This is a genomic window from Shewanella sp. SR44-4 (assembly GCF_014163715.1).
Taxonomy (GTDB): domain Bacteria; phylum Pseudomonadota; class Gammaproteobacteria; order Enterobacterales; family Shewanellaceae; genus Shewanella.
This window is the reverse complement of the sequence record NZ_JACJDU010000017.1, coordinates 79,604-92,997: the sequence shown is the minus strand read 5'-3', so window position 1 is coordinate 92,997 and position 13,394 is coordinate 79,604. Positions and strand designations below refer to the sequence as shown.

Genomic DNA, 13,394 nt, shown 5'->3' with positions numbered 1-13,394 from the left:
GGTATCAAGCGAAAAACCTAAACACCTACAGCTTCTCCACACCAGCTTTTTCGCTATTAATCTATACATTGTTCAACCAGTTAATCTTTCTAAACAATCTCACAGATATCATCTGGATTGACCATTAACACAAAGTTCAATCCTAGCATTAGCTCTTATAGCATCTAGCAGCGAAGCGCTCTAGCCCCTAGGCTTGTAAACGCGCTCACCGTTCGTTATAGCTTGTCATCACAGAAATCTTAGCACCAGCTCTTATAGCATCTAGCCGCGAAGCGTCCTAGCCCTTAGGCTCTAACGCTCTCACCGCACTTTCATCTTATCGCTTGTTATCGCTTTCCATCAGCTTTCACGTTTGTTACCTATTTTGCCATTTTTATAAGCGTTTTTTGAGGGTTATAATCTGCCAGTCAAACTCTAGTTCACTAATTGCAGTAGATTTAACTTGATGCTTTAGCTGATCATTAGCACGCCAACCAAATACCGACATATCAAGCAATGTTAATGCCTGCTCACCGGTAACTGACTGAGTAAACACCACTTGTTGCTGGGCATCAATTTCCACATCATTGGGTAAATTTAACTGCAGCGGCTTTTCGACTAAGTCTGGATAAACTTGTTGTTTAATTTGCCATAAATGCCTAATACCAGGCTGCAACAATACAATTCGACCGTCATCTTTTAAAATCCGAATGCATTCTTTCCCTTTTAACGGTGAATCAAGCACCGTCACAATATCGACTGATTGCGAGGCAAAGGGCAATTTCTTTAACGCCAACAACAATAAATTCGCCGGTGTTTCAGATTTTGCCGCGGCAAAGATAGCATTTTCAGCATCGGTAATGCCCCAATGCTGACACGATACATTGGCTTCCACTAACGCAGGCACAAGCTGACGTAAATAATAACCATCAGCACATTGGTAATCGATATGCTGTAATTGTGTGTCACCATTAGAGGTAGAGGCACATAAGTCCAGCAATACTGTTTGAAGTTGTTTAATTAACGGTGCAAACAAGCCTGTTTCTAATAAAAAATGTCGCCCGCGCATTTGTTGGCGAGACTCCACTTGCGGCTTACTCTTGCCCTTTACGTTGCTCAGCAGTGGCCAGTAACCATTAGGGTGTTTATCAAAATGATGTTTGTTGTCGCAATAAAATCCCGCTGAAGCTTGATGTTGATTTAGTGGAGCTGAACACACTGGACATAATAAAGATAAAGTCATAATTACACTGATAGTTAATTGAAAGACGGTAAAACAAACGGGTAGAAATACCTAGTGTGGTAAGCCTACCCGCTATGCAAATAAAAAGTCGCTTAAATGCTTATATTAAAGATAGAGCAATCCAAGCAATAACGCACCAAGAGCAAGGCGATATAATACAAACGGCGTCATGCCTATTTTGCTAATAAATTTTAAAAAGAAATGAATACATAAATACGCAGCAACAAATGATACAACAATCCCTAAACCAAGCGCTTGGTAATCGATAGGTGCAGGACTACTGACTAAGTCTTTGGTCACCAGTAACGCGGCACCAAAGCTAACAGGAACAGACATAAGGAATGAAAAGCGAGCCGCGGCTTCACGGGTTAGCCCTAACATCAGTGCTGCTGTCATCGTGGCGCCAGAGCGCGACGTGCCAGGTATTAATGCCATAGCCTGTGCTAAACCGATAAGCAAAGCCTTTTTCCAACCCATTTGAAATTCAGTTAACTGTGCTTTTGACATTCTATCTGCCGCCCACAACAGCAAACCAAAAACAATCGTAGTTATTGCAATCACTAAAGTATTTCTGAAATGGGTTTCAATAAAGTCTTTGGCAGTAAATCCGACAATAACAGCAGGAATAGTCGCTAAAATAATCCACCAAGCGAGTTTACTTTCTTGAGTTTGTTGCTTACTAGCTAAACTGGTAAACCAAGCTTTTGCCAGTACAACAATCTCATGGCGAAAATAAATGACCACGGCAAATAAAGAGCCTGTATTAACTGCTACATCAAATGATAAACCTTGATCTGCCCAACCTAATATTTGTGATGGTAAAATTAAATGTGCCGAGCTAGAAATAGGCAAAAACTCCGTAAGCCCTTGGATTAATGCCAGCAGAATAACTTGAAACGTTTCCATATTTGTCCTTGTTAGAGATTAACTTATCGATTAGTTATAACGTGTTAATGGGTAATAGTTCTGGTGGGAACTCAAATACAATAGGCCACAATTGTTGACACTGTTTGTCATAATTCTGCCAAAGTGTTTGATAGCTTTGTAACGTCACCGGATGAGACAGATTAGGGACTAATTCTGCCAAAGGCCACAATACAAACGCATTAAACAAAATTTCGCCACGAGGCAATTCAACGGGGATGTCACAAATAACATCGTCATACAGCAATAAGTCAATATCAAGGCTCCTCGGGCTGAATTTTTTCTCACCTCGAATACGGCCATTGTCTTGTTCAATTTGCTTAAATGTCGCCACAACCTGTGCAATTGATAAATCGGTATCAGCCGCAGCCACCATATTTAAAAAATTAGTGCCTTTAAACCCTACCGATTCACTCTCAAAAACCCGTGATAATTGTAATGGGCCAAAATATTGTTGTAAATCAACCAAACCGGCTTTCAGGTGTTTCTCTGGCGAAATATTAGTGCCCAAACTTATGTAAATACGTGCCATTGACTGACCTAATGCTAAACAGTAAAAAAAATAACAGTTAAATGCTACCGCGTTCGATCTCGACACCGACAGAAACAGCATGAGGTATTGCACCTGGCTTCATCACAACCACTTTAACCCAAGGCACATTAAATTCGTCTTGCAAACAATGCGCAATCATTTCAGCAACAGTTTCAATCAGCTCTATCGGATTCTCAGTAATCAATGCCGTTAAACGATTTGATACCGTTTCATAACACAATGCATTTTCGTAACTATCACTAGCGGCCGCAAGACGATTATCCCATGCCATATCTAAATCGATAAGCAATGTTTGATGAAGTTTTTTTTCCCACTCATAGATACCAATAATGGTCTCTATCGCTAACTGGCGAATGAGTACTTTATCCATATAAATTCCTACCTTAACCGATGTAAAAAGACGTTAAGTTCATCCTAATCAAACTTTATTACCGATTATATGCCTAATATGCACATTTAAGCTTTTTCCTAATGAATTAAAGCAGTAGGATAGGCGCTGTTGTTCAATTAACATCAACTAAATGGTTAATGTTAACGCGAAGACAGCTTCAGTGGATACTAAAATGACTTGTCTCACAAATGAATGCGCGATGATACCCTAAGAAGAGTAAGGAAACCAATTTGAACGCCGTTACAGTCACCATTTTGATGATCATTACCGCCTACCTAGCGGGTTCGATCTCAAGTGCCGTACTGGTTTGTAAATTAAGAGGTTTACCTGATCCAAGAACCAGCGGCTCCGGCAATCCCGGTGCCACTAATGTGCTACGCATTGGTGGAGTGAGTTCTGCAGCGCTTGTGTTATTTTTTGACATGCTCAAAGGCGCCCTGCCTTCTTATCTGGGCTATAAAATGGGACTTGATGCCGCATCATTAGGTTTTATTGCTGTCAGCGCTTGCTTAGGGCATATATTCCCAATATTTTTTGCTTTTAAAGGCGGAAAAGGTGTTGCAACGGCCTTTGGTGCAATGGCCCCCATTGGCGGTGATTTAGCAATATGCCTCATCCTCACTTGGATTGTGTTTTTACTATTAACGCGTTATTCCTCTGTAGCCGCAATGGCAACCGCAACCTTAGCGCCTTTTTACACTTGGTGGTTAGACGAACGTTTTATTCTGCCTGTTGCGATGCTCTCAACCCTTATTTTAATCCGCCACAAAGACAATATTGGTCGTTTGCGCCATGGCGAAGAAAGTAAGGTCACACGAAAAAAATCCATAAAAAAACCCAACACCAAATAGTATTAGGTTTTCTTGGCAGCTTGAAAGTAAATCATTACTTTCAAGCTTACCGACTCAAACACGCTAACTCATCAATTAGTCTACTGCAGGCAGCGTATCCAAAGGCCATCTAGGTTGACCTTTAACCTCAAGCCCCTCTATATGCCCTGCACGTAAACGCTGTAATCCAGCGTAAGCAATCATGGCACCATTGTCAGTACAAAACTCCCCACGAGGATAATACACTTGACCGCCTAACTTGGTCATCATCTCTGCCAATGTCTCACGTAAGCGAGTATTAGCACTTACACCACCGGCAATCACCAAACGTGTATAACCTGTTTGCTTCAAGGCTCGTTTACATTTTATCGCAAGGGTATCAACAACTGCTTCTTCAAATGCACGGGCAATATTGGCACGAGTCTGTTCATCATTTGGTTCTGCAGCAATCGTATTTGCGGTAAATGTTTTCAATCCAGAAAAACTAAAATCTAAACCTGGCCTGTCCGTCATTGGACGTGGAAACTTATACCCCGCAGGCAAGCCTTTCTGGGCTAGTTTGGCTAAACGAGGGCCGCCAGGATAATCTAATCCCATGAGCTTGGCTGTCTTATCAAACGCTTCGCCTGCAGCATCATCGACAGATTCACCTAACACTTGATATCGTCCAATGCCTTCAACTTGCACTAACATTGAATGGCCGCCAGACACTAACAAGGCTAAAAAAGGAAATTCAGGTGCATTTTCTTCCAGCATGGGTGCCAATAAATGTCCTTCCATATGATGCACACCGATCGCAGGTTTATTCCATGCATACGCTAAAGAGCGTCCCACACAAGCGCCAACAAGTAATGCACCTATTAGTCCAGGACCTTTGGTATAAGCAACACCGTCGATATTATCTAGGCTTGAATTAGCCTCTGATAAAGCCTGCTTAATCAATGGCACAATTTTGCGAACATGATCACGAGAGGCAAGCTCAGGCACAACACCACCATAATCGGCGTGCAATTTAACTTGGCTGTATAGCACATGCGACAATAAGCCTAATTTATCGTCATACACTGCAACCCCAGTCTCGTCACAGGATGTCTCAATACCAATAACCCGCATAATCTCTCGTCTTCATTAAAAATAAGGCCGCCAATTCTACCCGTCTCAGCGTAAATACTCCAATGTTTAACGATTAAATACCTATCCTTATAAGTAAGCTTATAAGTAAGAGATCAACTCAAGACTCTGAACCAGCAAAACATAGATAACAAACCGATTTTAAACAGTCACAATTAGTGTTAAATACACTTACCAAGGGGCAACCATGATATTGTCCATGCGCGTTATCCAACAAAACAGGCACTGCTGTACAACTAGCGACTCAAACGAATAGACATATAACGGCTACTTTTTCCTAAATAACCTGAACTTAAGATAACAAATTCCTCCCAAACAGCCCTTTGCCTTGCTAACGTCGAGATTCTTTACACAAGAAGACTTGCAATAAGCCCGCTATTGACGCGTCATTTCGCCTTGTTAGTAAAAATGACAAGTTTGATAGAGGTTAATTACTAAAATTATGATATTTATAATTATATTCTCAACTCTATATCCCGAGTTCAGGTTAAATATTAAAAAAATGAAACAGTAGGCTATTTCCCCGAAGAGAAAATCAATCAGGGGTTTACAAATGGTCGCCGCTCGGTGTAAAATTCCGCACCATTTTAAATAGCCTTTGGTTTGAGTGAAGTCACTAAAAATGTTTAGTCGATTTAATCATCCAACATAACTACACCTAAGGGGTGATGGCGTATGCCAATTATTAAAGTACGTGAAAACGAACCATTCGACGTAGCTCTTCGTCGTTTCAAGCGCTCTTGTGAAAAAGCTGGTATTTTAGCTGACGTGCGTGCTCGTGAATTTTACGAGAAGCCAACTACTGCCCGTAAGCGTGCAAAAGCAGCTGCAGTTAAGCGTCTAGCTAAGAAGCTTTCTCGCGAAAACGCACGTCGCGTACGTTTATATTAATCTCATTATGAACTTAACCGATCAGCTAAAAGACCAAATGAAAGATGCCATGCGCGCTAAAGATAAAGTGCGCTTAGGAACAATTCGTATGGCACTTTCTGCCATCAAACAGATTGAAGTGGATACCCGCGAAACTCTGACTGATGAACAGACAATAGCTGTATTAACCAAAATGGTTAAACAACGCCGTGATTCGATTGCTCAATATGAAGCAGCGAATCGTCCGGAGTTGGCAGCCGTAGAAGCAGATGAAATTCGAGTTATCGAAAATTTTCTGCCTACACCGCTAACAGAAGATGAAGTAGCAGCGATTATCGATGCTACTATTATTGATGTTGGTGCTGCATCCATGGCGGATATGGGTAAAGTAATGGGAGCATTAAAAACTAAAGTTCAAGGCCGTGCAGATATGAGTGCTATTGGTACAATGATCCGCGCTAAATTGAAGTAATCAATTTTTAATGTTGAATAAGCCGTGCACTTGCACGGCTTGTTTGTTTACATCAGTTGATAAAGTAAATTCGAGAACAACAGCATCAATGGCGATACCTCGTGATTTTATCAATGAGCTAATAGCTCGAATAGACATAGTCGATCTCATTGACCGTAAAGTGCCGTTGAAAAAAGCCGGTAAGAACCATTCGGCTTGTTGTCCTTTTCATAGCGAAAAATCACCCTCTTTTACCGTCAGCAGAGACAAACAGTTTTACCACTGTTTTGGTTGCGGTGCCCATGGCAATGCTATTGATTTTGTCATGGAATATGATCGCCTAGAATTTGTTGATGCCATTGAAGAACTTGCAGGTCAACTTGGTCTTGCCGTACCACGAGAGCAAGGCACAGGGAAAAGGCCAGATCAAGGATTAAGTCGAGACTTATACGAACTGATGGAAGAAGCTAACCTCTTCTATCAAAGCCAACTTAGGCAGCATACAGACAAACAAAAAGTTGTCGATTATCTTGAATTTCGCGGATTATCGAGTGACGTTGTTGAGCAGTTCGGCATTGGGTTTGCACCCGATGGTTGGGATGGATTACTGGGTCGTTACAGGCAAAATTTGCCCGCCCAAGATAAATTACTGACCGCAGGCATGTTAATTGCCAATGATAGCGGTAAACGCTATGACCGTTTTCGCGACAGATTAATGTTCCCAATACGCGATCGTCGTGGTCGTGTTGTTGGATTTGGAGGAAGAGTTTTGGGTGACGGCACCCCAAAGTACTTGAATTCTCCAGAAACGCCCATATTTCATAAGGGTAATGAGCTTTATGGTTTATATGAGCTAAAGCAAAAACACCGTGACCCACAACATGTGTTAATTGTTGAAGGGTATATGGATGTCGTCGCACTCGCCCAATTTGGGATTGATTATGCGGTTGCATCGTTAGGTACATCGACTACAGCTGAACAATTTCAGCTTTTAGTGCGTAGTGCAAAACAAGTGGTCTGTTGTTATGACGGTGACCGCGCAGGCCGCGAAGCAGCTTGGCGTGCACTAGAAACAGCGCTACCACTGTTAAAACCGGGTGACCAAGTCAAGTTTATGTTTCTACCGCAAGGTGAAGACCCTGACACTATGGTCCGCAAAATTGGCAAAGAAGCATTCGAAGCATTAATGCAAAAAGCCATGTTACTGCCCGAGTTTTTGTTTGACACATTAAGTGCTAACCACGGTACCGATAAAGGGGCATTAGCCAAGCAAGCCATTGCGCTAATCGAAAAGGTACAAGATACCGTCCTACAGAATTTACTGTTAGAAAATTTAGCACACAAATTAGGCATGAACAGTAGCGAAGATTTAAAGAAAAAATTAGGTTTTACTGTAAAACAGCCAAAACCGTTAAATGCGAAAGGCTTACAAGGTCGTGGTACGCCATTAAGATTGGCCATTGCCCTACTGGTCCAAAACCCAAGTTTAGGCTTTGGTTTGGCAAAACAGCCTGCACTAGATCGATTACAGATGACCGGCATAGAATTGCTCAATCATTTGTTAGATATAACTCGAGAGCAAACGTTAAACAGCGCACAACTACTTGAAATGCATAGAGAGCATAATCAAAAGAGCACTCTAATAAAGCTAGCCCAATGGGAACATCAAGTGGCGGATGAAAACGTATTGCCAGAGTTTAAGCAAACCCTGATTTGGTTAAACAACCAATATATTGAACAACGATATCAGGAATTAAGCCTAAAACAGGCTTTAACGAAAGTTGAAAAAATGCAGCTAACAAAGCTGATTTCTATAATGAAAGGCATAGCGAAGTAATACGCAATTTATTCGTGAAGAATATGCGTACAAACATTGCCATGGACTAGCTAAGGTTAGTCCACACAGCTATAATTGACGATTTGCGCGCCACTTAGCACAGCTAACTGGCCTATCGTTTTATCAGTTACCCAAAATTGGATGATATCTATGGATCACACTCCGCAGTCGCAACTCAAACTGTTGCTCGCTAAAGGTAAAGAGCAAGGTTACTTAACCTATGCAGAAGTGAACGACCACTTACCTGCAGACATGGTCGATTCCGATCAGATTGAAGATATTATCCAGATGATAAATGACATGGGTATCCGCGTTTTTGAAGAAGCGCCAGATGCCGATGACATGATGATGTCGGAAGACAACACAGACGAAGATGCTGCAGAAGAAGCAGCGGCAGCTCTCGCAACCGTAGAAAGTGAGTTAGGCCGAACCACAGACCCTGTCCGCATGTATATGCGCGAAATGGGCACGGTAGAGCTACTTACTCGCGAAGGCGAAATTGTTATTGCTAAACGTATCGAAGAAGGTATCAACACAGTACAGAGTTCTGTCAGTGAGTACCCTCAAGCGATCGCAATGATCTTAGAGCAATTCGATAAGTATGAAGCTGAAGAATTGCGCTTGTCTGATATTATCTCTGGATTTATCAATCCTGACGACGATGACGTCGCACCAACTGCCACCAATGTTGGTTCAGAATTAGCTGACTCTAAAAATGATGATGATGACGATGACGACGATGATGACGATGAGGAAGAGGAAGAAGGCAACAAAGGGCCAGACCCTGAAGAAGCCAAAGAAAAATTCACTCAACTCAGAGAAGCCTACGAAAAAAGCTTAGGAATTATTGCCGAAAAAGGCCGTGACCACCCTGAAGCGATTGGCTCATTATTTGTTATTGGCGAATTATTCAAAGAATTCCGTTTAGTACCTAAACAGTTTGACCGTTTAGTGAAAAGCATGCGCAACATGATGGACCGCGTACGAATTCAAGAACGTCTAGTCATTAAGCTTTGTGTTGAACACGCTAAGATGCCAAAGAAAAACTTTATTAAGGCTTTCACTGGTAACGAAACAAACTTAGATTGGTTTAACAAAGAAAAAGAAAGCACTAAGCCTTACGCTGAAGGTTTGCGTATGATCACCGATGACGTAACGCGTTGTGTGACCAAGCTAGGTGCTATAGAAGTTGAAACAGATTTAACCATCGCAGGCATTAAAGACATTAACCGTCGTATGTCTATCGGTGAAGCGAAAGCTCGTCGTGCGAAAAAAGAAATGGTTGAAGCTAACTTACGTTTGGTTATTTCTATTGCCAAAAAGTACACCAACCGTGGTTTACAGTTCTTGGATTTAATCCAAGAAGGTAACATTGGTTTGATGAAAGCAGTAGATAAGTTTGAATACCGCCGTGGTTACAAGTTCTCGACTTATGCAACGTGGTGGATCCGTCAGGCAATCACTCGTTCAATCGCCGACCAAGCACGTACGATCCGTATTCCAGTACACATGATCGAAACGATTAACAAGCTGAACCGTATTTCTCGTCAAATGCTTCAAGAAATGGGCCGTGAGCCGTCTCCTGAAGAATTGGCAGAACGTATGATGATGCCTGAAGATAAGATTCGTAAGGTGCTGAAAATCGCTAAAGAGCCAATCTCAATGGAAACCCCAATCGGTGACGATGAAGATTCGCATTTAGGTGATTTTATCGAGGATACTACCCTCGAGCTACCACTTGACTCAGCAACTAGCGAAAGTCTAAAGAACGCCACACACGAAGTGTTAGCTGGCCTAACAGCCCGTGAAGCAAAAGTACTGCGTATGCGTTTTGGTATCGATATGAATACTGACCACACGTTAGAAGAAGTGGGTAAGCAATTTGATGTTACACGTGAACGTATTCGTCAAATTGAAGCTAAAGCGTTACGTAAATTACGTCACCCTTCTCGCTCAGAAATCTTAAAGTCGTTCTTAGACGAATAAGCTCACTGAAAAAATAATATAAAAACCTGCTTCGGCAGGTTTTTTTATGTCCAAAAGCGCAATAATTGCTTAACAGATAACCAATTGAAACAAGATAAGTAAATACAACTAAAAACACGGGTGACAAGTGCCAACAAACTTCGTATACTTTCCCCGCTTTCGATAGTGACGACTATCTTAAGTCGGCCCCTTAGCTCAGTTGGTTAGAGCATACGACTCATAATCGTCAGGTCCCCAGTTCGAGTCTGGGAGGGGCCACCAATTCTGATAAGCCGTAGTAGGTTAATACCTACTACGGCTTTTTCATATCTGACGTTCTGTGTTGTAGCAAATGTGTAGCAGATACTTAAATAAAAGTCAGTAATTGAAGGAATTTGAATCCGCTTGCCATTTTGATAGTTATGCAAATCACCAACCATCAAATAACTCCACGATAAGCGCTTATAACGCTCTTGAACAATCTGCGTGATGCATTAGAGGATAGCCAATCGGCTTAAGTAAAAACCAAGGTAACTAATTTAAGCTTCGCTATCGTATATGCCTCAGCTTCTTTCTAGCCAATAATGTCATCAACTACTATCTTGTTTCGACCCGATCCTTTAGCGTTGTACAAAGCGCTATCAGCTCGTTGGAACCACTCTTTAAAAGGCTCTTCAATACGCAGAGTTGCCATGCCGGCACTAAAGGTTAACTTGTCGATTGGGGCAAAGTCCATCTGTGAGATTTTTTGACGTAGCGCTTCAATATGTTTAAAGACCATAGCCGAGGTCGCTTCTGGTATTAAAATGACAAACTCTTCTCCTCCCCAACGACAGATGAGATTTTCTTTGCGCATATTTAAAGACAATTCATCCGCAAAACGACACAAAATATCATCACCAACATTGTGCCCAAACTCATCATTAATCTTTTTGAAGTGGTCAATGTCTAATATGACCAAAGTTATTGGAAAATGATGTCGCTTAGCGCGGGAGATCTCTTTATCAACCAGAGCACTAAAGGCTCGACGATTATAAAGCAAGGTTAACGGGTCTTTGGATGCAAGCTGTTCAAGCTTTTCATTTTGCTGATTCAGAAGTAAATTTTTGTCGGTAATTTCTTGGGTTCGATGATTGACCATTTGTTCTAAATGGATAGTGTGTAAATGTATTTTTTGAAGACTATCGTGGAAAGCTTTAGACAGTTGACCTATTTCATCATCTGAATCGATTATTTTTAGATAACTTTTTTTATCTTTAACAGAGGCTTTTACATCTTTGGTCAGTTGCACGATTGGATTTGTTATTCTATTGGATAGTTCACTGATGAGTAATAAAAATATCACCATCAAAATGATCGAAGTGACTAAAACGTCGTACATAATTGTATATATAGCGTGAAAAATTTCAGACTCTTTAGTTGTGACAAACAAGGTCCAGCCAGGCAGATAATCAACTTTTGAAAATGTGACTATTTTCGATTCATTTAATTTGGCATCCCTATAACGACCGTAGCCATCATTTTGTAATTTAGTTTGTCGGACTATTTTATAAAATCCTGGATAATCAGCACTTTCTGTCATTGAAAGTTTATTCTTCATTATAAAACTTTTATTCGGATGTGAAACCATTAAGCCATTCGAGTCAGTTAACCAAGCGTAACTCTCTTTTGCGAGCTTAATTTCTGCTAATTTAGCGGAGATGATGGTGAGAGGCACCGCCACTGCAAGTGTTCCTATCCAGTTATTTTGCGTGTCTAAAATAGGTACTCCCACCATGATAACGGGGGCCTTTTCAAACCGAGTGATTACTGGCGTGCTAATATTATATTCTTTGCCCACCCATTGTTCAGCTCGTATAAATGAAGAATGAGTGACTTTATTTGTATTACCTAACACATCAGTTAAATTTAAATTTTTGTCTACATAAATAGCATTAATGAAATTACCACGCCCCATTGTCATCAGCCTTTGCAGCTGTCGAGCGATAGTCGCTTTATCACCTAGCTTTGTCTTTGGGTTGTTGCTGAGCATTTTTAACATAACCACATATCGAGCAAACTCTTGGCTGAGGAGGTTTGCGTGCATTTTCGAAATTTTGGTAGAGTTTTCTAATGCTAAATCCAGTACACGATCACGCTCATTGATAAATATAGTGATTAAAAGCACAGACGTGAAAGCTATCATGACTAAAGAGAAAATAGTGATAACCTTGGCTTTTATACTATGAAACATATCACCCCTGAAAACGCTTGCTTGGCACACTAAAAATATATATAAATCACAAAAATTAGATGACACTTAGTGATATAGACTGGTGGTTAGCATTATGTCGTACTGATGCAATACCATTAAATCATGATTGCATAGACTTTGAATTGAACACATAAACTCACTCAAATCATCTTGCATTAAGTCATGTTATTACGCCATATCCGTTAATGTTAACAAACAATGCATGTTTTTTGGGGTTAATCTCGACGAATATAACTCGGATTTTGTTCTAAATAAGCCTGTGCTGCAGTGATAGCAACCACGGCTTTAGAATTAAATTCACGTTGGTACAAGGTATATACCACAAATAAACTGGCTAAAATGAACATTCCTGGATGCATAAACCAGCACAGCGCCGCCATAGAGTAGTAATAAGAACGTAAGCCATAGTTATATGAATGCGCCGCTTGATCTTGTACCACGGCCATTTGCCTTGCATAGCCCAATGCATTTTTATCGCTACCGGTTTTATCTAATGGTGCCGCGCCAATCATAATATTCACAAAACCATATTGACGCATTGACCAGGTAAATTGGAAAAATGCTAGCACGAAAATCCCAGCTAAAAGAGCCAGTTTGATCTGTACCAGCGCGTGATTAGGCGACGAGGTGAAGGGAATAGAACCAATCACGGTTTCAAGCTTTTCAACCTGCGAAAATAACGTCAACACACCCGCCAGGATCAGTAAAGTTGTTGAAGCAAAGAAGGCAATATTGCGTTCTAAATTAGCCAATAATGCCGCTTCCGCTACGCGTATCTCTTTGGCTATCACCTGCGACATCCAATGAATACGTTGCTGATGCATTACTCGTGCAATGCAATTAGAGGTTTTGGCTTTACGACGGGCAAAACCGGTATACCCTATCCAACTAACTAAAAATACAATTAAAGCCAGCGAATCTAACCATGAAATCACCATGCTGATTAACCTATGTAAGAATAAATAA

Annotated in this window: 12 protein-coding genes and 1 tRNA gene; 6 read left to right on the top strand and 7 right to left on the bottom strand. The window is 41.0% G+C overall.

What is annotated here, in order from left to right; translation table 11 throughout:
- Window positions 1-373: 373 nt before the first annotated feature.
- The 4 genes from H5125_RS10445 to folB all read right to left on the bottom strand — a co-directional run bounded on the left by H5125_RS10445 (window position 374) and on the right by folB (window position 3,069).
- Window positions 374-1,222, bottom strand: coding sequence for a putative RNA methyltransferase (locus H5125_RS10445; protein WP_101088827.1), 849 nt, complete (start codon window positions 1,220-1,222; stop codon window positions 374-376).
- 105 nt (window positions 1,223-1,327) lie between these two features.
- A complete protein-coding gene (locus H5125_RS10440; protein ID WP_101088826.1) occupies window positions 1,328-2,128 on the bottom strand; it encodes an undecaprenyl-diphosphate phosphatase in 801 nt (266 codons plus the stop codon).
- 34 nt (window positions 2,129-2,162) lie between these two features.
- On the bottom strand, window positions 2,163-2,678 hold the full coding sequence (gene folK / locus H5125_RS10435; RefSeq protein WP_162023710.1) for a 2-amino-4-hydroxy-6-hydroxymethyldihydropteridine diphosphokinase: 516 nt from the start codon (window positions 2,676-2,678) through the stop codon (window positions 2,163-2,165).
- A gap of 37 nt (window positions 2,679-2,715) precedes the next feature.
- A complete protein-coding gene (gene folB / locus H5125_RS10430; protein ID WP_011638438.1) occupies window positions 2,716-3,069 on the bottom strand; it encodes a dihydroneopterin aldolase in 354 nt (117 codons plus the stop codon).
- 278 nt (window positions 3,070-3,347) lie between these two features.
- Between folB and plsY the strand changes: the two genes are divergently transcribed.
- The gene (plsY, locus tag H5125_RS10425) at window positions 3,348-3,941 is read left to right on the top strand and encodes a glycerol-3-phosphate 1-O-acyltransferase PlsY (RefSeq protein ID WP_392342525.1); all 594 of its coding nucleotides are present in this window, start codon (window positions 3,348-3,350) and stop codon (window positions 3,939-3,941) included.
- A gap of 75 nt (window positions 3,942-4,016) precedes the next feature.
- On the opposite strand, the gene tsaD is transcribed toward plsY, so the two are convergent.
- Window positions 4,017-5,033: a tRNA (adenosine(37)-N6)-threonylcarbamoyltransferase complex transferase subunit TsaD gene (gene tsaD, locus H5125_RS10420; RefSeq protein WP_162023712.1), complete on the bottom strand. Its 1,017-nt coding sequence runs from the start codon at window positions 5,031-5,033 to the stop codon at window positions 4,017-4,019.
- A gap of 693 nt (window positions 5,034-5,726) precedes the next feature.
- On the opposite strand from tsaD, the gene rpsU reads away from it, so the two are divergent.
- The 5 genes from rpsU (at window position 5,727) to H5125_RS10395 (ending at window position 10,456) form a co-directional block, all read left to right on the top strand.
- Window positions 5,727-5,942, top strand: a complete 216-nt coding sequence (gene rpsU, locus H5125_RS10415; protein ID WP_006080725.1) for a 30S ribosomal protein S21 — start codon at window positions 5,727-5,729, stop codon at window positions 5,940-5,942.
- A 7-nt stretch (window positions 5,943-5,949) separates the two neighbouring features.
- Window positions 5,950-6,393 (top strand): GatB/YqeY domain-containing protein, encoded by a 444-nt coding sequence (locus tag H5125_RS10410; protein ID WP_011638441.1) that lies wholly within the window; start codon window positions 5,950-5,952, stop codon window positions 6,391-6,393.
- Between the two features lie 88 nt (window positions 6,394-6,481).
- Window positions 6,482-8,209: a DNA primase gene (gene dnaG / locus H5125_RS10405; RefSeq protein WP_162023713.1), complete on the top strand. Its 1,728-nt coding sequence runs from the start codon at window positions 6,482-6,484 to the stop codon at window positions 8,207-8,209.
- A gap of 150 nt (window positions 8,210-8,359) precedes the next feature.
- Window positions 8,360-10,195, top strand: a complete 1,836-nt coding sequence (gene rpoD, locus H5125_RS10400) for an RNA polymerase sigma factor RpoD (protein ID WP_101088819.1) — start codon at window positions 8,360-8,362, stop codon at window positions 10,193-10,195.
- Between the two features lie 184 nt (window positions 10,196-10,379).
- Window positions 10,380-10,456: transfer RNA gene (locus H5125_RS10395), tRNA-Ile, on the top strand.
- Between the two features lie 292 nt (window positions 10,457-10,748).
- On the opposite strand, the gene H5125_RS10390 is transcribed toward H5125_RS10395, so the two are convergent.
- Both H5125_RS10390 and H5125_RS10385 read right to left on the bottom strand, forming a co-directional pair.
- Window positions 10,749-12,407: a diguanylate cyclase gene (locus tag H5125_RS10390; RefSeq protein WP_182744205.1), complete on the bottom strand. Its 1,659-nt coding sequence runs from the start codon at window positions 12,405-12,407 to the stop codon at window positions 10,749-10,751.
- 236 nt (window positions 12,408-12,643) lie between these two features.
- The gene (locus tag H5125_RS10385) at window positions 12,644-13,366 is read right to left on the bottom strand and encodes a DUF599 domain-containing protein (RefSeq protein WP_101088816.1); all 723 of its coding nucleotides are present in this window, start codon (window positions 13,364-13,366) and stop codon (window positions 12,644-12,646) included.
- Window positions 13,367-13,394: the final 28 nt, after the last annotated feature.